This window comes from Paenibacillus pinihumi DSM 23905 = JCM 16419, assembly GCF_000422505.1.
In the GTDB taxonomy this organism is placed as follows: domain Bacteria; phylum Bacillota; class Bacilli; order Paenibacillales; family Paenibacillaceae; genus Paenibacillus_D; species Paenibacillus_D pinihumi.
On sequence record NZ_AULX01000030.1, the window covers coordinates 11,823 to 31,829 of the forward strand.

General features: G+C 48.2%; 19 protein-coding genes. 11 read left to right on the forward strand and 8 right to left on the reverse strand.

From position 1 onward, the window contains the following. Positions 1 to 64: 64 nt before the first annotated feature. Positions 65 to 997 carry a DMT family transporter gene (locus H583_RS0111355; RefSeq protein ID WP_028560575.1) on the forward strand — a complete coding sequence of 311 codons (933 nt, stop codon included), beginning with the start codon at positions 65 to 67 and terminating at the stop codon, positions 995 to 997. A 210-nt stretch (positions 998 to 1,207) separates the two neighbouring features. Here H583_RS0111355 and H583_RS0111360 read toward each other — a convergent pair whose 3' ends face one another. After that, positions 1,208 to 1,732 (reverse strand): HPP family protein, encoded by a 525-nt coding sequence (locus tag H583_RS0111360; protein ID WP_028560576.1) that lies wholly within the window; start codon positions 1,730 to 1,732, stop codon positions 1,208 to 1,210. A gap of 161 nt (positions 1,733 to 1,893) precedes the next feature. On the opposite strand from H583_RS0111360, the gene H583_RS0111365 reads away from it, so the two are divergent. Both H583_RS0111365 and H583_RS0111370 read left to right on the forward strand, forming a co-directional pair. Next, a complete protein-coding gene (locus H583_RS0111365) occupies positions 1,894 to 2,883 on the forward strand; it encodes a GntR family transcriptional regulator (protein ID WP_036709304.1) in 990 nt (329 codons plus the stop codon). A 378-nt stretch (positions 2,884 to 3,261) separates the two neighbouring features. Then, positions 3,262 to 3,834: an RNA polymerase sigma factor gene (locus H583_RS0111370; protein ID WP_028560578.1), complete on the forward strand. Its 573-nt coding sequence runs from the start codon at positions 3,262 to 3,264 to the stop codon at positions 3,832 to 3,834. Between the two features lie 438 nt (positions 3,835 to 4,272). Here H583_RS0111370 and H583_RS0111375 read toward each other — a convergent pair whose 3' ends face one another. Next, a complete protein-coding gene (locus H583_RS0111375) occupies positions 4,273 to 5,112 on the reverse strand; it encodes a helix-turn-helix domain-containing protein (protein WP_028560579.1) in 840 nt (279 codons plus the stop codon). A 222-nt stretch (positions 5,113 to 5,334) separates the two neighbouring features. Here H583_RS0111375 and H583_RS0111380 point away from each other — a divergent pair, with 222 nt between their 5' ends. Next, a complete protein-coding gene (locus H583_RS0111380; RefSeq protein ID WP_028560580.1) occupies positions 5,335 to 7,803 on the forward strand; it encodes a beta-mannosidase in 2,469 nt (822 codons plus the stop codon). Positions 7,804 to 7,955: 152 nt separating this feature from the next. On the opposite strand, the gene H583_RS0111385 is transcribed toward H583_RS0111380, so the two are convergent. The 3 genes from H583_RS0111385 to H583_RS0111395 all read right to left on the reverse strand — a co-directional run bounded on the left by H583_RS0111385 (position 7,956) and on the right by H583_RS0111395 (position 10,107). Beyond that, positions 7,956 to 8,423: a 2-thiouracil desulfurase family protein gene (locus H583_RS0111385; RefSeq protein WP_028560581.1), complete on the reverse strand. Its 468-nt coding sequence runs from the start codon at positions 8,421 to 8,423 to the stop codon at positions 7,956 to 7,958. Between the two features lie 106 nt (positions 8,424 to 8,529). Further along, entirely contained in the window at positions 8,530 to 9,213 is a 684-nt protein-coding gene (locus tag H583_RS0111390; protein WP_028560582.1) for a DUF554 domain-containing protein, read from the reverse strand. Positions 9,214 to 9,288: 75 nt separating this feature from the next. After that, positions 9,289 to 10,107 carry a MerR family transcriptional regulator gene (locus H583_RS0111395; RefSeq protein ID WP_036709307.1) on the reverse strand — a complete coding sequence of 273 codons (819 nt, stop codon included), beginning with the start codon at positions 10,105 to 10,107 and terminating at the stop codon, positions 9,289 to 9,291. Between the two features lie 137 nt (positions 10,108 to 10,244). Between H583_RS0111395 and H583_RS0111400 the strand changes: the two genes are divergently transcribed. After that, positions 10,245 to 10,733 carry a DinB family protein gene (locus H583_RS0111400; protein WP_028560584.1) on the forward strand — a complete coding sequence of 163 codons (489 nt, stop codon included), beginning with the start codon at positions 10,245 to 10,247 and terminating at the stop codon, positions 10,731 to 10,733. Positions 10,734 to 10,956: 223 nt separating this feature from the next. On the opposite strand, the gene H583_RS0111405 is transcribed toward H583_RS0111400, so the two are convergent. Then, complete coding sequence (locus H583_RS0111405; RefSeq protein ID WP_028560585.1) at positions 10,957 to 11,877, reverse strand: cation diffusion facilitator family transporter; 921 nt, start codon at positions 11,875 to 11,877, stop codon at positions 10,957 to 10,959. Positions 11,878 to 12,134: 257 nt separating this feature from the next. Then, entirely contained in the window at positions 12,135 to 12,926 is a 792-nt protein-coding gene (locus H583_RS0111410) for an SDR family oxidoreductase (protein ID WP_028560586.1), read from the reverse strand. A 181-nt stretch (positions 12,927 to 13,107) separates the two neighbouring features. On the opposite strand from H583_RS0111410, the gene H583_RS0111415 reads away from it, so the two are divergent. From H583_RS0111415 to H583_RS0111440, 6 genes are all read left to right on the forward strand, one after another. Next, complete coding sequence (locus H583_RS0111415) at positions 13,108 to 13,983, forward strand: LysR family transcriptional regulator (protein WP_028560587.1); 876 nt, start codon at positions 13,108 to 13,110, stop codon at positions 13,981 to 13,983. A 151-nt stretch (positions 13,984 to 14,134) separates the two neighbouring features. Next, on the forward strand, positions 14,135 to 15,082 hold the full coding sequence (locus tag H583_RS32620) for a phosphatidylinositol-specific phospholipase C/glycerophosphodiester phosphodiesterase family protein (RefSeq protein ID WP_051236324.1): 948 nt from the start codon (positions 14,135 to 14,137) through the stop codon (positions 15,080 to 15,082). Then, positions 15,082 to 15,783, forward strand: coding sequence for a response regulator transcription factor (locus H583_RS0111425; protein WP_028560588.1), 702 nt, complete (start codon positions 15,082 to 15,084; stop codon positions 15,781 to 15,783). Before H583_RS32620 ends, H583_RS0111425 begins: the two co-directional genes overlap by 1 nt. After that, positions 15,758 to 17,059, forward strand: coding sequence for a sensor histidine kinase (locus H583_RS32625; RefSeq protein ID WP_051236326.1), 1,302 nt, complete (start codon positions 15,758 to 15,760; stop codon positions 17,057 to 17,059). The genes H583_RS0111425 and H583_RS32625 overlap by 26 nt, the downstream gene beginning before the upstream one ends. Before the next feature lie 245 nt (positions 17,060 to 17,304). Then, positions 17,305 to 17,937, forward strand: a complete 633-nt coding sequence (locus H583_RS32630) for a class I SAM-dependent methyltransferase (protein WP_081667140.1) — start codon at positions 17,305 to 17,307, stop codon at positions 17,935 to 17,937. Next, on the forward strand, positions 17,934 to 18,530 hold the full coding sequence (locus H583_RS0111440) for a DedA family protein (RefSeq protein WP_028560589.1): 597 nt from the start codon (positions 17,934 to 17,936) through the stop codon (positions 18,528 to 18,530). The genes H583_RS32630 and H583_RS0111440 overlap by 4 nt, the downstream gene beginning before the upstream one ends. A 93-nt stretch (positions 18,531 to 18,623) precedes the next feature. Here the strand turns inward: H583_RS0111440 and H583_RS0111445 are convergent, their stop codons facing one another. Continuing rightward, positions 18,624 to 19,619, reverse strand: a complete 996-nt coding sequence (locus H583_RS0111445) for a D-cysteine desulfhydrase family protein (protein ID WP_028560590.1) — start codon at positions 19,617 to 19,619, stop codon at positions 18,624 to 18,626. Between the last annotated feature and the right edge of the window lie 388 nt (positions 19,620 to 20,007).

Consider the following 20,007-nt stretch of genomic DNA (forward strand, 5'->3'; position numbering starts at 1 on the left):
ATCCAGTTTTATCTGTTCTGCTCAATACCGCTTACAATAGGTACAGGAAACGGAGGAATCATCAATGATCATGTTCAATTACATCGTTATGTGCCTAATCTTCGGGACTACATTTTTGGCAATCAAGGTGGGCGTAGATGCGGGGGCGCCGCCGTTCTTCTCGGCAGGCATCCGCTTTTTTCTGGCAGGCGGAATTCTGTTCTTGTGGTCTGTATGGAGGGGAAAAGCAAGGCTTTCGCTGTTTCTCCGGAAAGAAATGATGCTTACAGGCGCAGGGTTGACCTTTGGTGTATTCGCCGCTTTGTATTGGTCTGAACAATATGTCAGCTCCGGTGTTGCGGCAGTCCTGTCAGCTACTGGACCTCTTATGATTTTGCTGATCCAAAGCCGCCTCTCTGATCAGAAGCTTCCGGTTAGTGCCTGGGCAGGCTGCCTGGTTGGCACAGTCGGGGTTGTTTTGCTAATTATGCCCGGAGTGACGATTGCATTCAGTGCAATTTGGATTGTGGCCTGTCTTGTTGTTCTGGTTGGCGAATTTTGCTATGCTGCCGGAGCCGTCTATTCACGGCGCGTCATCCAGCGCTTTTCGGATACATCCCCGATTGCGCTTAATGCCGCACAAATGACGCATGGCGGAATCATGCTGCTCTTGCTGTCTTTGTTTACCGAAAACGTCCGCCCTGGGTCCATACTCGCACCGGATGCCATGCTATCCTTGTTTTATTTGATTACCGCAGGCTCCATGGTCGGGCACACGATTTTCTATTGGCTGGTCGCCAAAACAAATTCTGTCTTCCCGTCAACCTGGCTCTATATTTCGCCTCTGATCGCGCTTTTCCTCGGCGTCTGGCTTTATCATGAGTCTGTATCTCTTATATCGGTAATTGGGGGGATTACAATTGTGCTAGGGCTCATACTCGTCAATTTGAAATCGCTCAGGCAGTTAACAATCAAAAAGCCAAAGCCTTTTCAGGAAACGAACCCGTCACAATCATAATTTGGAAACATAAAGAGCTCGTACAGGAAAATGCAGACAGAAACAGGGGACCTGCCAAGACAGTTCGACCGCCCCGGCAGGTTCCCTTATTTTAGCCCTTCATTCCATTGATAGCTGTCGGGCAGCAGCCGCTCTCCAAATATATTTGTACCGACCCGGACCAGTGTCGCCCTGTATCTGCTGTTGAATTGCAAACGGAAGGCTTTTATTTTAGAACCAAAAAGTCGGATAACGCCGGTGCTTGTGCAAATTATTGATAATGAGCGCAATGATCACAATGCATACTGAACCGGCAAGCACAGGTGTCAGCAGGAAGGACCAGCCGCTCCCGGCCATAATGACCACTAGCGGATCCGCACCCGCAGGAGGATGAGTCGTTTTGGTGAGCATCATCAGTCCAATTGCCAGTCCAACGCCTGCCGCCATCACCCAGATGCTGCTGCCAAACATATGAAACAGGAGCAGCCCTATAAAGGTGGAAATCAAGTGTCCTCCGATAATATTCCGAGGCTGTGACAAGGGGGCATCCCATAATCCGAAAGCCAATACACAGCTTGCGCCAAACGGAGCCATAACCCATGGCGTGGACGTTAAATCAGCAAGGCTCGCCAGGACAAAAATCGTGACAAAGCCGCCAATCAAGCCCAGCACCGCATTTCTTCCGCTCACTTTCAACGGACTTCTGCCAACACCTCTCATTTTTGCAAAAAAGCCCATTCCCTGTTCTTTATCCATCGTCCTATCACACCCAAATTCATAATTTACTATTTAAATAGTTATATATCCTATTTATGATCATGTCAATTACTTTCTTATCCCCCATGACTATAATCGTTTGCTATTCATTTGAACAAGGATATAATAAGACTAGAAAACTATGAAATGGGGTGTACTTCATGGTAGACAAGGAATTTGTGCTTCAAGTTGACCATGAATTGACATTCAACGTGAATACCCAAATCAAGGAACAGCTCAAATGGCTGATCGGGACCGGTCATATCGCCGCTGGAGACATGCTCCCTTCAGCCAACCAATTGGCCGAAGAGCTTCGCCTGAACCGGAATACGATCAACTGGGTTTATACACAATTGCGCGATGAAGGGCTTGTCACGATGCAAAAGGGCCGCGGCACACAGGTTACAGACGGTCTGGAGACACAGCAGCTTCGCAAGGAGCGGATGCCCATGCAGGGCATTGTCGAAAATGCAGTTCGTGAGGCAAAGGCCGAGGGCTTTGGATTGCAACCGTTTTTTCTGGCAAGCCTGGCGTATATCTTGCTCCATAATCCCCGGCCGGCGGGCAAGCTGCGAATTCTGTTTGTCGAATGCGAAGGGCATGATTATCCCTTCTATCGCCAGGCTATTGAGAAGTCTGCCGGCGCAGAAGTGGAAACCCTCTTCCTCGATGAATGCAGCCGCCCCGGCCATGAAATCGCTGAAATCGTTCAACGCAATCATATTATCGTGACTACGCTGAACCATGCGGATGAGGTCAAAACCGCTTTCGCACCATATGACCGTAAAGTTGTCGTCATTGGCGCTACCGTCGACAGCGCAGCACTCTTGGAGATTTCCAGGCTGGAGCACGGGACGAACGTCGCGTTCGTCTGCCTCGGCACGACTGGCGGCGACTGGATGGCCAGCAGGGTCCGCGAGGCGGGGATTGAACAGATCCGGTACGAGACCATCGGCTGGAATGAGAGTGAACAGGCAGCGGATGCTTACGGGCATTTGGACAAAATTTTTGCATCGGCTGCCGTGTTCCCGGCTTTGAAGGCGCTTGTTCCGGACAAAGTCGCGCTTTTTCCCATGCAGCTTGAAAAAAGCAGTGAGAATCTGCTCCAGGATATTTCCCTGGCCGGGCATCAACCGTCTGGCGGAAATTAATAAGTAACCGGCATCGTGCTTTCTTGCCAGTATGCGGCTCCGTCTGTCTGTTCTAAAAAAAATACAAAATCCCGGCAATATATGCCGGGATTTATTGTGTTGGTTACCAAAATGAAGTCATAGTTAATACTTTGAATACCTCGTTGATATCTTAACTTCTCCCCGTCAAAACAGACACCACCGCCGCCTGAACCAAACAACCATGTAATAGCATTCCTCTATCAAACTTGATTCCTGACAAAAAAATTCTACCAAAAATTTTCATTATATAAGATTTAAAATATGGTTATATATGCTAAAATTGGATTAAAGATATATTTCGGGTGGGCTGTCTCGCATTTTATACTATGTTCACAGTACGCAAGATGGGGTGGGATTATGGAGCAGGAGCAATGGAACACCTTCCTACGCAGCAATTTCAGTCAAATGGACAGCAACTCCCAGCAATTGCTCTTTCATTCGTATCGGAATCTGATTTATCGGGATATTTACTTTTTGTTCCGCAATCATGAATTAGCCGAGGATATTGTACAGGAATCCTTCCTGAAAGTCGTTGCGAAAGCTCCAAAATTAACCAATACTACAAATATGAAAGCCTGGATTAAAAAAGTGGCCCGCAACATCGCATACGACTACTTCAAGAAGAATAAAAAATATTACCCAATCTCCGAGCATAACGCTGCTATAGAGCTCACAGCTGTGAGCCAAGCGCAAATGCTGGCGGATCAGGTAGAGGATCAAATCCGCAATGAAGTGCTCCATCAAGCCTTAAATGAGCTAAGCCCAAATTATAGACAGGCCATCTTGTTATTTTACATTGAAGAAAAATCTTATAAAGAAATTGCACAGGAATTGAATACAACTGAACAGGCCCTTGCCCAGATCTTAATGAGAGCGCGAAAAAAATTATACCACTACTTTTCAAAAAAATGGGTGGATCGCAATGAATGACGAGTCCAAGCAGAATTGAAACATCCGATTCCGTTGAGCTTAACAATGCTGGCGCAAAAACCTCCTGCCGGTATATCCTGAGGTAGTATTGAAGATGCTCAAAAGAAGGCAGAGTTTCAAATTTTAATGCATATGCTCTGCTTTCGAACAGCAGGCCTTCCCAATTCTTACAACGATGCGGAAGCCTGGCTCAACAGCGATACAAGCTGCGCATTATCCAACGTGTCGTCTTTCCGCAGCTTCAGCGTTTTCTTTCCGGCGGACCGTCGAACTTGCCTTCCGGCAGTTCGGCTCACCCCACCCCGCGCAACTGGGCAGACAGCTCCTTCTGTCACTGCTCCTTCAATACTTCAATAAATTCTGCAATTTCCTGGCTCATTACGTTTCTCCCCTTGTTATCATTTCGGCTTGCTGCTGAACATATGTTCCCGGCCTAATTTAACGATACCTGATTTTTCCTGGGGAAGCACCATAATTTTTTTTGAACAGATGATAGAAGTGGCTCAAATTGTCAAAGCCGGCCTCTAACGCAATTTCCAGAATGGTCAGGTTTGTAGTCAACAGCAGGTTCTTGGCATACACCAACCTCAAATGATTAATGTAAGCCGTCGGCGTCGTATGAAGATACTGCTTGAATACGCGGTTTATATGGCCGACGCTGTGCCGTGACAATTCATTCAGACGGTTTAGCCCGCCAGTAAAATTCTCTTTTTTCTGAAGCTCAAGAAGGAGCGCGTCCAGCCACTGGGGCATCTTCTTCTGATTCTCATCCTGTTCCTTGAAAAAGTAATAGGTCAGCGCATCCGTCAGGAAGCTCCGGGCCATAATTCTGGCCTTCTGCTTGTCTATACTCGTGTACAGATGAATCTGCTTGCTCTTGCGGATCAATGCCTCCATATCGGCAGGCGGTAAAATAATACAAGGCGGCATCTGCAAGCCTTTCAACTTTTGCGCAAAAACTGGGGTTTCAAAATATTTGAAGGCATCTTCTACCACCTCTTTGTAAAAGTTCACATTGATGAACTGGCAGTCCGTCTCTTCATCATAAAAATCGTAATAATGCGTATCATCCGGCCGGATAAAGACCATCATGCCCTTCTCCAGATACTGCGCCTCCCCGTTAATATGGTGCGTGCACTTGCCGGATGTAATAATGAAGATCTCAAAATAATCATGCCGATGAAGCGGCGTTGTCTGCCTGATTGAATACTCGATATGAAAATTGGACTGCACCTGCGGATCAATGAGTGCGGCGGCTTTCAATACGGAGACTTGCATGTTCTGTCCTCACCTCGGCGGTTCATATTCAGCAGACCTGCTGCCTGATGCCACAGCTGCAATACAATGTTAATATAGCACAAAAAAAGTGGAAACAACACAAGACGACTATCCCCCGAAAGTGTTACTATCATGCTGTCGGTGGCTTACACACCCCTTCTTGCCGCCACACGATCATACCAATATAGCACAATAAACTACTTGAAAAAGCAGGTGAATCGCATGCTGTTGTTAACCTTGAATGGCGTATGGAACATGAAAAAAACCGATGAAGCGGAATGGATCAACGGGAATGTGCCCGGTTCGGTCTTCAACGACTTGCTTCAGGCAGGCAAAATGGAAGATCCTTTTTACAGAGACAACGAATTCGACGCCCTGGAGGTGTCCAAATTCGATTATGAATACAAAAGAGAATTTACTGTGGAGAAGGACATGCTGGAGCATGATGTTGTTCTGATCCGCTTTGAGGGCCTGGATACATTATGTGAAGTATTCCTTAACGGCACATCGATATTGAAAGCGGATAACATGCACAGAACCTATGAAGTTGATGTGAAAAACGTGCTCGTATCCGGCCAGAACGAAATTCATGTCGTCATCCAATCCGCTACCCTGTACGCGTTGGAAAAGGAGAAGGAACTTCATCTGTCCAGCTGTGCCGATGCAGTGCCGGGTATCTCGCATATCCGTAAAGCTCACAGTATGTTCGGCTGGGACTGGGGTCCGCAAATCCCTGACGCAGGAATCTGGAGAAATGTCCATATCTGCGGCTATGATCTGGGACGAATCGATGACGTGTATATGACTCAAAAGCATTCCGGCAATAAGGTTAATCTGGACATTCAGGTTGATTTGCAAAACTGGTCCGGCTCCGAGCTTAACCTGCGCGCTGTTCTGGAATCTCCGGACGGCAAAGTGCTGGAGCAAACGCTGACGACAAGCAATACAATTGCTTCGCTGGCGCTTGAGGTTACCGAACCTGAAATCTGGTGGCCGCGCAACTATGGCAGCCAGCCGCTCTATAACCTGAGGGTCGAGCTGTCCCGCGGGGAGCAGGCAATCGATGACAAATCCCTGACTATCGGACTTCGCACACTTACGATCAAGCAGGAAAAAGACACGTGGGGCGAATCCTTCGAGTTCGAAGTCAATGGCAAAAGCATCTTTGCGATGGGTGCCAACTATGTGCCGGAAGATAATGTATTCGGCCGTCTGAGCTTCGAAAGAACCGAAAAGCTGATCAAGAGCTGTGTGGAAGCGAACTACAACTGTATCCGTGTATGGGGCGGCGGCTATTATCCGGAAGATTATTTCTTCGACCTCTGCGACCAATACGGCCTGATTGTATGGCAGGATCATATGTATGCTTGCGGCAACTATGACTTTAACGATGAATTCAAGGAAAGCATTCGCCTGGAGACCATTGACAACATGAAGAGAATCCGTCACCACGCCTCCCTGGGACTGTGGAGCGGAAATAACGAGCTTGAATATGCATGGGCATACTGGGGCTGGAAAGAGCGTTACGGAGAAAAACTGGAGCAGGATTACATCAAGCAATTCGAAGTGTATTTGCCGGAGCTGTCCAAGTCAGTGGACCCTAACACATTCTACTGGCGCTCTTCCCCGTCTTCAACCGGTTACTTTGATGATCCGAACAATGAAAATATCGGGGATATGCACTACTGGGATGTATGGCACGGACGCAAGCCGATTACAGAGTTCAGAACGCTGTATCCGAGATTTATGTCCGAGTTCGGTCTGCAGTCCTTCCCGTCCTTGAAGACGGTAGAGACGTTCACGCTTCCGGAAGACCGGAACATCTTCTCCTATGTCATGGAGAATCATCAGAAGAACGGAACAGGCAACGAGAAAATTTTGTACTACATCAGCGAATACTTCAAGTATCCGAAAAACTTCGATACCCTGCTGTACGTTTCCCAGCTTATTCAGGCGGAGGGCATGCGTAATGCCGTCGAGCACTGGAGAAGAAACCGCGGCAGATGCATGGGTGCAATCTACTGGCAATTAAATGATATCTGGCCGGTCGCTTCCTGGTCCAGTCTCGACTACTTCGGCAGATGGAAAGCCGGACATTACTCGGCGAAGCGCTTCTTCGCGCCGGTGCTGGCGTCCGCCTGCGAAGAAGGAACAAAGGTTGCTCTGCATGTGAGCAATGAAACACTGAAGCCTGTTGCAGGTACGCTGACCTGGCGCCTGCTTAATAACCGCTCTGAAGTCATTCAAAGCGGAGAGCTGGCCGCTTCCATAGACGAGCTGTCGACGAAGGAAATTGTCAGTCTGGATTTCGCAGATGTGCTCGATACGAAGCACAAGCAGAGAGAGAGCTATCTGGAGTTTGACTTCATCGTGGACGGCGCTTCGGTTAGCGGCGGTGCGGTTCAATTTGTGAAATCCAAGCATTTCAATTACCTGAATCCGCAAATCAGCACCCGCATTTCTGAGACGGAAGACCAGTTCATCATTGAAATTGAGAGCCAGGCCTTCGCAAAATTTGTAGAGCTGGATCTGAAAGACGGGGATACCCTGTTCAGCGACAATATCTTCGACCTGTCAGCAGCACGTACGAAGACGGTTACGGTTAACAAAGACGGACTGTCCGGGAAGCTGACGCTTGCAGCATTCCAGGAGCAGCTTGTTGTACGCAGTTTGTATGACACGTATGAATAAGAAACAGATTTCCCGCAGGATGCCTTGATTGGCATTGGCACAACTGCAAAAGGCGCTGCGTCTATAACAGACACAGCGCCTTTTCATGTGAAGCCGATTGTAGCAGCTCCAGAATTCCTTCTTCATCTGGAGTGAATAGCCAGTTTCACCCGTTAACGGTTCTGCTGTAAATAAGAAGCCAGTGTTTCCTCCGACAAGACGGTAATTCCGTTTCTTCTGAGCAAGGCTGTTGTCACTCCGTTGCCCGCTTCCTTCTGTCCGGCAAACTGGCCGTTGTAAATCATCGCGCTGCCGCAGGAAGGACTGTATTCTTTCAGGACAACTGCCTTTGCCTTCACTTGTCTCGCTTTATCGAGCGTCAGTTGTGCCCCCCGCAAATACAGCTCCGTCACATCCTGACCGGATTGTTCCATTACACGGGCTTTTCCGTCCAGTACATCTTCCCCGTTGCCGCCTACAATTTCCGCAGGCTCCCGCGGGGTCGAGAACCCGCCCAGCAATTCCGGGCATACGCTGACCGCCTGTCCCTCCTCGATCAGCTCCCGGATTCTAAGGTCCAGGCTGTGCGTCCCATTATAACGAACCTCCAGACCAGCCAGGCAAGAACTTACCAATATCACGACTTCCACCTCTTACCCGCAAGCCAATTGCAGCCTGCATGTCTATTCTTAAGCCATTATTATACCGCATCATTAATGTGGTGCGCATCTGCTGTACTCCTAAGCACTAGAGGCCAAGCACATTTTTCAAAATTATAAAAACTACTGGAATCAATAGTGACGGAATCAGATTCATCATCTTAAAGCTTCGTATGCCCAGAATACTGATTCCTGAGCCCAAAATCAATATGCCGCCTACAATCGATATTTCAGTGAGCAGCTCTGGCGTCAGAAATCCGGCAATAGAGCCAGCCATGGCATACAGAAGTCCCTGCCAGCATAATAGCACAGCCGCAGACAGGATAATGCCAATTCCGAAGGTAGAAGCGAGTACGATCGAAGTGATTCCATCCAGGATCGCATTCGTAAACAGGTACGTATGGTTGCCGTTCAAGGCGCTCTCAATTGGCCCAATGATGGATAGCGTGCCGATGCAAAACAATAGGATCGCAGTCGACAGCCCCTCCGCCAGATTCCCCTTGGAAAAGCGGGATACAAGCTGACGGAATCGCTGCTCCAGATCCAGCCTTTGCCCGATCAATGCTCCAATTGCCAGACTGACGATAAACAGAACCGGGTAATTGCTGGCCGGCATGTATTTGACAATAGCATGGATGCCGAGCGCTGTAACTGCCAGTCCCATTGCCTGCATCAGAATATCCTGATACGAATCCTTCATCCCTCTCTTGAACAGGCTTCCGGCTATACTGCCGGCAACAATGGCTGCCACATTGACTATCGTTCCGATCATGTTGATTGATGTCTCCTTTATTCCAAGTTCTTATAGGCCAAGAATAAACCCTCTAGCAGCTAGAGGGTCAATCCGTTATTTGGCAAGCAATTGAATTTCGGTCACAAACTTTGCAGGATCACGGGTTAGTCCGTAATCAATATAGGTGATTTCTATGGCATCTTCAATCAGCTGGCCATTCTTCTGCCTGATGTAGTCCATCAGCTGCTGATAGTACGGTGAAGCGTCCTGATGAGTACCGACAAATCGAAGGGTAATATAGGTATCCTTTGGCAGCACCTTCAGATCCGTTCCGAATTCCTTCGGCGCTTCCTGCTCAAGGGTGACGAAAATCGAATCGTACTCATCGAACTTCTCTTGCAGCAAGCGCTCCCTGGAGATGGACAGCCCGACCTTGCCCAGAAAAATTGTGGAGTTCATCTTCGTCAGGTTTTCCAGCAGCCTGATCGGCATTTCCAGGTTGTCGCTCTTATGAATATTCTGTTTTAAAACAAGCAGGGTCCGCTCGGGCAGCTCTACTTCACGTATTTTGTAGAGTTCCTCTTGCCTCGAGGCATCTTCGATCTGATGAATGCGGCTTTCTATTTTTTGCCGGATGCGCTCAAATTGCCTGATTTTCTCCTCCGTTCTTTGCTGCTGCTTTTGGAGCAAATCCAGTATTCCTTCAATGTCACGGTGCTCCAGAAAGCTCTTGATATCCTTTAATGGAATATTAAGCGCCTTGAGATATAAAATCGTATTCAACTGTTCAAACTGGTCGATGGAATAATAACGGTATCCGGTGCTTGCATCCACAGAAGCCGGCTTGAACAGATCAATCGTGTCATAATATCTCAAAGTCCGGATATCAATTTGGAACAGCTTGGAGATTTCTCCGATTAAAAATGTGCTCATACTGATCCTCCTGCGACTAGTGTTGCCTGCTAGAAATATTCAGTCCCCAAATATGTTCATGATGATGCATTAGCCTTGACTTAAAGCGTACTTTAAGGATTATGATGGGTTGGATTAAAATAAAAGGAGAATGCATAATGGAATCCAAACAAGAGCTAATCTCAAATTCAGGAGCATTCATTGATTTTGTCCGGAAACTCCAGCCTTGTGATGAGCAGATCTGGATCAGACCGCTAGGGCCGCAAAAATGGACCATTAAAGAAGTGGTCGCCCATCTTCTTTTCTGGGACCAATATTTTTACGAGGAAGTCATTCGCAAGATTGTGCTTGGACAGCCTCTGACCTTGACAGAAGATATCGATGTGGAGGCCTTCAATCAAAAATCTGCAGCATGGGCATTAAGCAGATCAAAGGATGAGATCGTTCAGGCCGCCGTGTCATCGCGGACTGCAATTCTGGAAGCTCTGCGCGTCATCCCTGCAGAAGATTACACAAAGGAGTATACAGATGCGGACGGAGCACGGTTTGTACTCCAGGAGTTTCTTGTCGAAAACTTCGGGCATGACCAGCATCATAGGGGACAGATCATACAGGCTATAGAACCTGCGGGTTCCTGGAAAACATGAAAGTGCCTACTGATGCTCTTGAACTTTACATTTATAATAACATTCACCGCGGGATTATGTAATGTGGATCGGGCTTATAGGGGAGATGAAGGAGCAATTTGAATAAAAACACAACAAGCCCTCCCGCTTTGGCACACTGCCCGGAAGGGCTTTTAGCAACTGGCAAGCAAGTGAAAATGATCGAAAACATGCGGCGGGGCTGCTTCACGTTCATTCGTTTAACTTATCTATCCGCAGAAGCTTGCGGCCCGCCCTCGCCCTCATACCATGGATTAAGATGCACCATCACTTCTCCCACATCCTCATGCTGCTCCATAATGGTCTGCTTGATTGTCCTGGCAATATCGTGTCCGGTCTGAATGCTTAAGTGCCCCGGCACTCCGACCCTGACATCCACAATTATATAGTGGCCGTGGTCTCTTGCCCGGATTCGGTCAATGCGTTTGACTTCAGGGACGGATTCAACCAGTCTGGTCAGCTCGTTCAGCTTCTGTGCATCAACCGTCTTCTCCATTAACACATCCACAGATGACCTTCCCATATGAATAGACAGCTTAAGGACGAAATAAGCCACAACAATCCCAGCTACAGGATCGCCGTAGGACAAGAACGCAATCTGATAGTGGTCGCCAATCAACGCAAGCCCAATACCAATTACCGCGGCAATCGACGCATAGACGTCTGCCAGATGGTCGTAGGCGGTTGCAATCAGGCCGTTGCTTTTCAGCCTTTTCCCAATGGACATCGTGTACCGGTACAGCAGTTGCTTAACAATTAACGAGAAAGCCGCTGCAATAAGTGCGATTACGGTCGTCTCCTGGGGCGGATCAAACAGCACCATGACAGAGTGATACGCCATGTACACGGCTGCAAGCCCCAATATAATCGCCACTATGCCCGCACCCACAACTTCAGCTTTGCCGTGCCCATACGGATGGTCCTGATCCGGAGGCTGCTTGGAGATCCGCATCGAACTGAGCGCTGCGCCGGTCGCCACGACATCCCCCGCATTATGAACCCCGTCGGCAACAAGCACCGGGCTGTTGAACACAAGCCCGACGATTAGTTTGATGGCCGTCAGTACGATATTGCTTATAAAGCTTAGCCAAATGGCGAATGTAGATTGCTTATGGTTCTCGTTCATAAGTTCCCCCTCATGATGAGATTTCCTCATTTCACCATCATCATAATCAATTCAAACCGTGTGAGTCCAGAGAAACAGTTTTGCACCCTGCCAGTTTTCGCCGTTTCGGCGGTTTTATGCTACGTTTACTATTCCCCGATCTACAGGCAATACATGCCGGGAGAACGGAAGGTATCCAACTCGAAAACACAAAAAACCGGAGCACCTGCTCACAGGCACCCCGGAAGACAAAAATGACAAATTATTTATTGAAATTATTACACGGTCGGGATTGTACCGCCGTCAATCACGTATTCACTTCCGGTAATAGATGAAGCACGGCCTGATACCAGAAATGCCGCGAGCTCCGCTACTTCCTCCGGAAGGCCCGGACGTCCGAGCGGGATGCCGCCCAACGAATCCATGAGCTGCCCCAGTGCGCTTTCCCTGCTGCCTGTTGCAGTTGCAATGCGTTCAATCATGGCATCGGCAGCTTCGGTCTGAATAAAGCCCGGAGACAGCGTATTAACCCGGATGCCGCGGGGCGAAAACTCATTGGACAAACCTTTGCTGTAATTGACCAGTGCTGCTTTAGCAGCTGCATAAGCCAGTGTCGTTTCATACAGCGGCAGCTTTCTTTGAATAGAAGCAAAGTGAAGAATAACCCCTGCCCCTTTCTGCACCATAAGCGGCAGCAGGCCGCGGTCGAGCCGCACAGCAGAAAGCAGATTCCAGCTTAATTCATGCAGCCAATCTTCATCGTTCAGGACCAATGCTCCCCCGGGCGGTGTCGTCGATCCTCCAACACAGTGAATGATGATATCGATATCTCCAAACTGCTCTTTCACAGCTTGAATGACGGTATCCGTTCCTTCCTTTGTCGCCAAATCTGCCTGAACGAACTTTAGTCCGGGCAAAAGCGCCTCCGGTTTGGATCGGGCACTTGTCATTACCTCGGCGCCTGAGTTCATCAGTCTGCGTACGACAGCCTGCCCCATTCCCTTCGTACCGCCTGTAACGAGTACCTTCTTGCCTTCAAACTCTGTTGCTGGGTTATATAAATTGTGCATGGATAATTCCTCCTGACAGATAATAGTTGATGGATAGAAGCTTGACATGTTAGGAATTAGCCGGCCGGCAATATTGAACTGTTCTTGTCACATTAGTTATTGTAAACTTGACTTTATATAATGTCTAATTTATTATAATCATCTAATTGATTACTATTATTCATATAAAGAGGATGAAAAAATGGAACTTACCCAACTGGATTATTTCCTGACTGTGGCCAGACTGGAGCACATGACGATGGCTGCCAGAGAGCTGCGCATTACCCAGCCTGCATTAAGCCATGCGATCTCCAAGCTTGAGCACGAAATTGGCGTGCCGCTTTTTGAGCGCAACGGCCGCAATGTACAGTTGAATCGTTACGGCAAGATGTTTTCGGCCTGGGTGGAAAAGGCACTGAGTAATATTCAGCATGGCATGCAGGAAATTGAGGAATGGACGAACCCTGATCAAGGTGTGGTGTCCATCACCTATCTCAATATTTTAGGGGTAGACCTGATTCCCCAGCTCATCCGTAATTACCAGACTCAGTATCCCAAAGTCCGGTTCGAGCTGACACAAGGCAATCTTGGAGATATTGAACAGCAATTGGAACAGGGCTTGTCCGATATGATGATTTCATCCAGGGAATCTGCGAGCGACAGCCAGGATTGGATCATTATGAAGCAGGTTCCGTTATACATTGTTGTTCCCGCCGGACACCCGCTTGCAGACCGCCCCGGATTAAGTGTGGCGGATTTATCCGGTGAACCGTTTATTGGCCTGAAAAATAACTGCGGATTAAAAGCGACCATCTTATCCCGGTTTCAGCATACAGGCTTCATGCTGGCCTCCACTTATGATGCGGAAGACCTCATTACGGTTGCCGGATTCATTAAGGCCGGACTTGGCGTCTCCGTGCTTCCCCAAACTTTAGGACTCATGCTGGAAGGGCTGGTCTGGATTCCGATTACCGACGACGGCTGGTATTGGGAGATCGGGCTGAAGTGGCGCAGTCAAAGCTATGTATCCCCCGCATCCAGGCGTTTTATCGAATATGTCGCAACTTCCTTTTCATAGCGGACAAGACACAAAAGGCATGTAAATGAATCCTAAGTCTGTCTGGTTATGCTATAATAATCTTCATAATTTCATTCGTTTTTTCCTTACCTCTCCTTAATATCGGCCCTGTAAGATGGCTTACATAGGCACGAGAAAAGGAGAAAAGCAGATGTACAAGAAAAGCATGCGATTAAGTTTACTCATTGCAGTTTGTTTGATTTGGTTCGGCTGGGGAATGGTCTGGTCAGCGGGAACACCACAGGCAGCTGCTGACAACAGCGGCAGATGGAAAGAAAACGAATGGATTGCACACGCTTTGGGGGGAATTCAAGGTTCCACTTACACGAACTCCTATGAAGCGTTTATGACTAATTATCATAAAGGCCACCGCTTGTTTGAAGTGGATTTGCTGCAAACAACAGACGGTGATCTTGTTGCCAGACATGACTGGTCCGGGAGCCTCCAGCCTGATTTGGCAGAACTCTCCGGCCGCGCATTAACACTGCCGCAATTCGAAAGCTCGCTTATTCGCGGCCACTACCGCCCGCTCTCATTCCCGGATATACTCGACCTGATGCAAAAATATCCGGATTTCTATTTGATTACAGATACGAAAGAAACGGATCGGATGAAAATTGAGCAGCAATTCATAACACTGGTCCAGGAAGCCCGGGCCGTTGATCCTGCCTTGCTGGACAGGATCATTCCCGAGATTTACAGCCCGGAAATGTACGATGCCGTCATGAGCATTTATCCTTTTCCAAATAAAATGTATTCGATCTATAAATCTGCTGCTTCAGCGGAAAGCATTGTTGAATTTGTGAAGGAAAAGCAATTTACTGCGGTAGCGATGCCTGTCTACCGGGTATTTTTGAATCCGAATCTGGTTCATGCATTAAATCAGTCCGGCGTACAAAGCTATGTGCATACCGTTAATTCAGTTCCCTATATGAAGCTGCTGCAGGGATTCGGTGTGCATGGATTTTACACAGATTCGGAGACACCCCCAACCATGCTGGCGGATGAAGTCGCAGAGCCGCCGGGGCCGGCAAGCGCAGGATACATGGCGGCCCTGCTGTTTAGCATAAGCACAATAATAATGAAGGTGAAAAAATAATGGCTGCACATCATATTCTTGTCGTAGACGATGAACCGGAAATTCGCGAAGCACTTGTTATCTACTTAAAAAGTGACGATGTGGATGTATTCACAGCCTCCAACGGTGCAGAGGCGCTTGAAATATTGGAGAAGGAGACGATCCATCTCATCATCATGGATGTCATGATGCCTCAGATGGACGGCATTAAGGCAACCTTCAAAATCCGGGAAACACAAAATATCCCGATTATTATGCTCTCCGCCAAGTCGGAGGCGAATGATAAAATTCTGGGGCTCAATATAGGCGCTGACGATTATATGACCAAGCCGTTTGAGCCGCTGGAGCTGATTGCAAGAGTACGATCGCAGCTAAGGCGCTTTACGAATTTGGGGTCATTTCGGATGTCCGAAAGCGAGGATATTCTTCAAGTAAAAGGGCTTGTCCTGAACAAAACGACCAAGACCGTTGAAGTGGACGGCGAGGAAGTGCGTCTCACGCCGAAGGAATATAAAATTCTCGAACTGCTGATGGAAAACAAGGGCAAGGTGTTTTCCATCGAAGAAATTTATGAGAAGGTCTGGAATGAGCCGAGCTTTGCCTCAGATAATACGGTTGCCGTGCATGTGCGGAACATTCGCGAGAAAATCGAGATTAATCCCAAGGATCCGAAATATTTAAAGGTGGTATGGGGCATTGGATACAAAATCGAAAAAAAATAATTGGCTGAGCCGGATTTCGCCGGATTATCAGGTTATACTGGGAGCTTTGTTGTTAGGATTTATTGTTCTGGCGCTCCGCATCTATAATATCCTGTGGATGAGCATGCTTACTTTTGAGTCGATTATTACTATTCTTGTCGTTGTGATTCTGCTCATCTTAGCCGGGAAAATTTACTATCAAGTTACTCCAGGCACAGGCAAACATAACAGTGTAGTCCCGATTTATTTGCAACTGCTGCGTAGATACCTATCTGTGTGGCAAACATTCTTTATTAACGGCCAAATGACGTTCAAGTTTGTTACTTTATTTGTACTGACGGCTATAGCAGGGACCTGCATCTGGATTATGGTCAATAACCCTTACAGCTATGAACTGGTCGTACCGTATCTTGTTTTATATCTTTTCATTGTCATACCGTATTTGCTTAACAAGCTGCGGCAGTTGATTGAAATCGTCAGAAGCACCCGGGAAATTGCCCAGGGCAATATTCAGTCCGCCATTTCGGTTCAAGGCAAGGGAACGTTGCCCAAGCTGGCAGGCTATATCAATAATATGAAGTCGGGTTACCAGGATGCACTGGAAAACCAAATGAAGAGCGAGCGCCTGAAAACCGAATTGGTGTCAAATGTATCCCATGATTTGAAAACGCCGCTTACATCCATCATCAACTATGTAGACCTGTTGAAGAAGGAAGAGCTTCCCTCTGACAAGACCCGTTCTTATGTAGAAATTTTGGACCGTAAAGCGTTGCGGCTGAAAGCATTGATCGAGGACCTGTTCGAGGTGTCCAAAATGACCAGCGGCACCGTGGAGCTGGATATTCAATATGTTGATGTTGCGACCTTGCTGACGCAGGCAATTGCCGAGGTAAGCAGCAACTTCGGAGACGAATCCGTTGCGGTCCGGGAGAAAATCGCGAATCCCCATATCTATGCCCATCTGGACGGAAACCGGATTTGGCGTGTATTCGAGAATTTGATCGGCAATGCCAAAAAATACGCTCTGCCGGGAACACGAATTTATATTTATCTGGATGAATCGGAGAGTGATGTCCACTTTAAAATCCAGAACACATCCTCCTATGAAATTGATTTCGCTGCGGATGAGCTGTTCGAGCGGTTCAAGAGAGCGGACGAGTCCCGCCATACCGAAGGCTCCGGCCTTGGACTTGCGATTGTGAAAAGCATTGTGGAGCTCCATGGCGGCAATATCAGCATTGAAGTAAATGGAGACCAGTTCAATGTGAAGCTGGACTTGCCCAAAACACGGCTGTAAGCTCCTTCCACTGCTGCCATAGACCCAGGTTTTCAGCTCAAAAGCAATTCATTAAGCCTTTTCTCTCCTTTACCAATGGAGCAGAAAGGGCTTCTTTTTGCACTTGCATACGAATGAAACCGCAATTATGATTTTCTTATCAAGATTTCTTTAAAAATAATTAAGAATTTTCCCTAATTGAACTTCATTTTTATTGCTTAAAATAGGTACAGCAAACAGAATGACGGGAAAGAGGGTACCCCTTTATGTATAAAAATGTACACGAGCTCTTGATGTTCTTCTCCAAATTCATTCGCATGCCCAAGCAAATCGGCAGCATTACTCCAAGCTCGGCCTTTCTGGCCCGGAAAATGACAGCTCAAGTACCATGGGAGCGTACGGCCGCAATTGCCGAGCTTGGAGCGGGCAGTGGTGCTATAACCAAGTATATTGCCTCAGCCATACAAAAACATACGCAAGTGCTCTTATTCGAAAAAGATGCCGGACTCCGGCAAAGGCTCTCCGAGGACTACCCGGATTTTAGCTGCTACCCGGATGCCTCCTGTATAGATGATGCGCTGCGCCAGCACGGACTTGAGGATGAGAAGCTCGATTGCATCGTCAGCGGTCTGCCATTTTTCAATTTTCCGCAGCCTGTCCGGGACAAGCTGATGGAGCAAATTGCAGCAGCCTTAAAGCCGGGCGGGTTGTTCATTGCCTTCCAATATTCACAGCAAATGAGGAAGCAGCTTGACCTGCAATTTGAGATGGAGGATGTCCACTTCGTCCCTCTCAATGTACCGCCCGCCTTCGTCTATGTGTGCAGGAAGAAGCAAGTATATGCCTCTGCCGCTAGTATCGGTTCCATCCCATTCGAACAGGAGTGCTTAGATGTATGAGCTATGATTCTCTCTTATCCCTCATTCAGCAATTTGGCTATGCCGCCTTGTTCTTTGCCCTTTGGCTTGGCATTATCGGCCTCCCGATTCCCGATGAAGTCATCGTGATGACCGGCGGCGCCGTCACCTCTAATGGCGTCCTTCAGGTGCTGCCTGCCTTCCTGCTTACCTACCTGGGGGTCGTATCGGGTTTGTCGCTGGGGTTCATACTGGGCCGCCTGCTCGGGCCGCCCGTTCTGCAAAAGCTGCGCCGGAAAAAGAAGATGGACCACTACCTTCAACTATCGGAACGGATGATCCGGCAATACGGAAGCTTCGCCCTCTGTATCGGCTACTTCTTCCCGGTTATCCGGCATGTCATCCCTTATCTGATGGGCCTTGGCAAAATTTCATACGTGCGATATGCCCTGCTGTCCTGCACGACCGGTCTGGTCTGGACGGCACTCTTCTTCTTCCTTGGCCGGGGTGTCGGCAACCATGTTGAAGAGATCGGCTACCTGCTTTACCAGTACGGGGTGAAGCTGATCTGGGTACCGGTCGCAGCCATCCTCCTGTATGCGACTATCCGCATCCGCGTGGCCAAACGGAAATAGATGTGCAATAGATCCAACCCGGCGGAGCGTTATTGCCGTCCGGATGCGGTTCATCTGCATCCGGACGTTTGCTATGTAGAGATTATGCGGCTGTTATTGTGTAACGAATTGAAACTCATGCCCTTGTGGAAACAGGCCGAACAGCCCTCCAGTATGGATGAACAATATATTGTTCATCCCGGCAAATCTCCCCTTGCCTATCTCCTGCACCAGTCCGTAAAATGCTTTGCCTGTATATACAGGGTCAAGCAATATGCCCTCCAGCCCTGCTGCATCCCGGATAAGCGCTCTTTCCTCCGGACTGCCTGCGGCGTACCCCCGGCCTACATATCCGTCAATAATGCGGATATCTTCGTCATTATAGGTGAACGGTTTGTCCAGATAGACAGCAGCTTCGTGCAGCACTTGAGCGACAGCACCCTGAAAGTATCCGGGATGATGGCTGACATTGATGCCAATAATCTGATGCGCTGTATTCAGCATTTGCTGCGCCATAAAGAGGCCAGCATACGTCCCGCCTGATCCCATTGCAATTACAACGGCATCAAACGATACCTGCAATTTCCGCTCTTCCTGGAGGATTTCTTCCATAGCCGCATAATAACCGAATGCCCCGATTCCGCTTGAGGCTCCTTCCGGGATGATATAGGCATGATGCCCCTTCGCTTCTGCTTCTTCCTTCATCTGCTGCATCATCTCATTCCGGCGGGTGCGGTAATCCTGTTCACTCACCCATCGTATTTCTGCTCCAAAAAGCAAATCCAGCAAATAATTCCCTTCCACGGGAGAAGCTTCGTTTCCTTGCAGAAGCAGAATCGTTTTCAAGCCCAGCTTTGCCGCGGCCGCGGCAGTCGTCCGGCAATGGTTGGACTGGACACCGCCACATGTAATCAAGGTGTCGGCCCCCTGCTTGACGGCCTCACCCAGGACGTATTCCAGCTTGCGGATTTTATTGCCCGTCAGCTCCGTACCTGTCTGGTCATCACGCTTTATATAGATCGTCGGACCGCCAAGCTGTGCAGACATCCTGTCCAGCCTTTCGATTCGGGTCGGCAAATTGGCCAGCTTCAATTTATCAGGCATGATCATTTTCGTTGCTCCTCTTTCTATAATTGGTTTCATTAATTATTCCATTTTAGACGTACAACAACCTGAAATGGTTCATTTTTTATTATGTTCCAGATTAAAAAGGAATTTGGCCGTCACCAGGGGATAATTGTCCGCACCTTCTTATAATACTGTTCCGGCGCCTCTTTCTGGATACATACTCCATCAACGAAAGGAAAACAAATCCGTCTCCGGCCAGCACAGGTCTGCCGGTGTCCCCGCTGCTTCCAGAGTGGCGATGACCTCTATGACCGGTTTGCCATTCACAGGCACATTCTCAATTGTTATCCAGGGATATCCTGATGAAACATTTCATAAAGAGGAAGTTAGTCTTCGCCAGCCCAGCTGACAATTTTTAGTGTGACAGGGT

What these genes read in the sequence shown, in the direction of transcription:
- H583_RS0111355 (WP_028560575.1), top strand. Translation starts at nt 65, where the DNA reads ATGATCATGTTCAATTACATCGTTATGTGCCTAATCTTCGGGACTACA.
- H583_RS0111360 (WP_028560576.1), bottom strand. Translation starts at nt 1,732, where the DNA reads ATGGATAAAGAACAGGGAATGGGCTTTTTTGCAAAAATGAGAGGTGTT.
- H583_RS0111365 (WP_036709304.1), top strand. Translation starts at nt 1,894, where the DNA reads ATGGTAGACAAGGAATTTGTGCTTCAAGTTGACCATGAATTGACATTC.
- H583_RS0111370 (WP_028560578.1), top strand. Translation starts at nt 3,262, where the DNA reads ATGGAGCAGGAGCAATGGAACACCTTCCTACGCAGCAATTTCAGTCAA.
- H583_RS0111375 (WP_028560579.1), bottom strand. Translation starts at nt 5,112, where the DNA reads ATGCAAGTCTCCGTATTGAAAGCCGCCGCACTCATTGATCCGCAGGTG.
- H583_RS0111380 (WP_028560580.1), top strand. Translation starts at nt 5,335, where the DNA reads ATGCTGTTGTTAACCTTGAATGGCGTATGGAACATGAAAAAAACCGAT.
- H583_RS0111390 (WP_028560582.1), bottom strand. Translation starts at nt 9,213, where the DNA reads ATGATCGGAACGATAGTCAATGTGGCAGCCATTGTTGCCGGCAGTATA.
- H583_RS0111395 (WP_036709307.1), bottom strand. Translation starts at nt 10,107, where the DNA reads ATGAGCACATTTTTAATCGGAGAAATCTCCAAGCTGTTCCAAATTGAT.
- H583_RS0111400 (WP_028560584.1), top strand. Translation starts at nt 10,245, where the DNA reads ATGGAATCCAAACAAGAGCTAATCTCAAATTCAGGAGCATTCATTGAT.
- H583_RS0111405 (WP_028560585.1), bottom strand. Translation starts at nt 11,877, where the DNA reads ATGAACGAGAACCATAAGCAATCTACATTCGCCATTTGGCTAAGCTTT.
- H583_RS0111410 (WP_028560586.1), bottom strand. Translation starts at nt 12,926, where the DNA reads ATGCACAATTTATATAACCCAGCAACAGAGTTTGAAGGCAAGAAGGTA.
- H583_RS0111415 (WP_028560587.1), top strand. Translation starts at nt 13,108, where the DNA reads ATGGAACTTACCCAACTGGATTATTTCCTGACTGTGGCCAGACTGGAG.
- H583_RS32620 (WP_051236324.1), top strand. Translation starts at nt 14,135, where the DNA reads ATGTACAAGAAAAGCATGCGATTAAGTTTACTCATTGCAGTTTGTTTG.
- H583_RS0111425 (WP_028560588.1), top strand. Translation starts at nt 15,082, where the DNA reads ATGGCTGCACATCATATTCTTGTCGTAGACGATGAACCGGAAATTCGC.
- H583_RS32630 (WP_081667140.1), top strand. Translation starts at nt 17,305, where the DNA reads ATGTATAAAAATGTACACGAGCTCTTGATGTTCTTCTCCAAATTCATT.
- H583_RS0111440 (WP_028560589.1), top strand. Translation starts at nt 17,934, where the DNA reads ATGAGCTATGATTCTCTCTTATCCCTCATTCAGCAATTTGGCTATGCC.
- H583_RS0111445 (WP_028560590.1), bottom strand. Translation starts at nt 19,619, where the DNA reads ATGATCATGCCTGATAAATTGAAGCTGGCCAATTTGCCGACCCGAATC.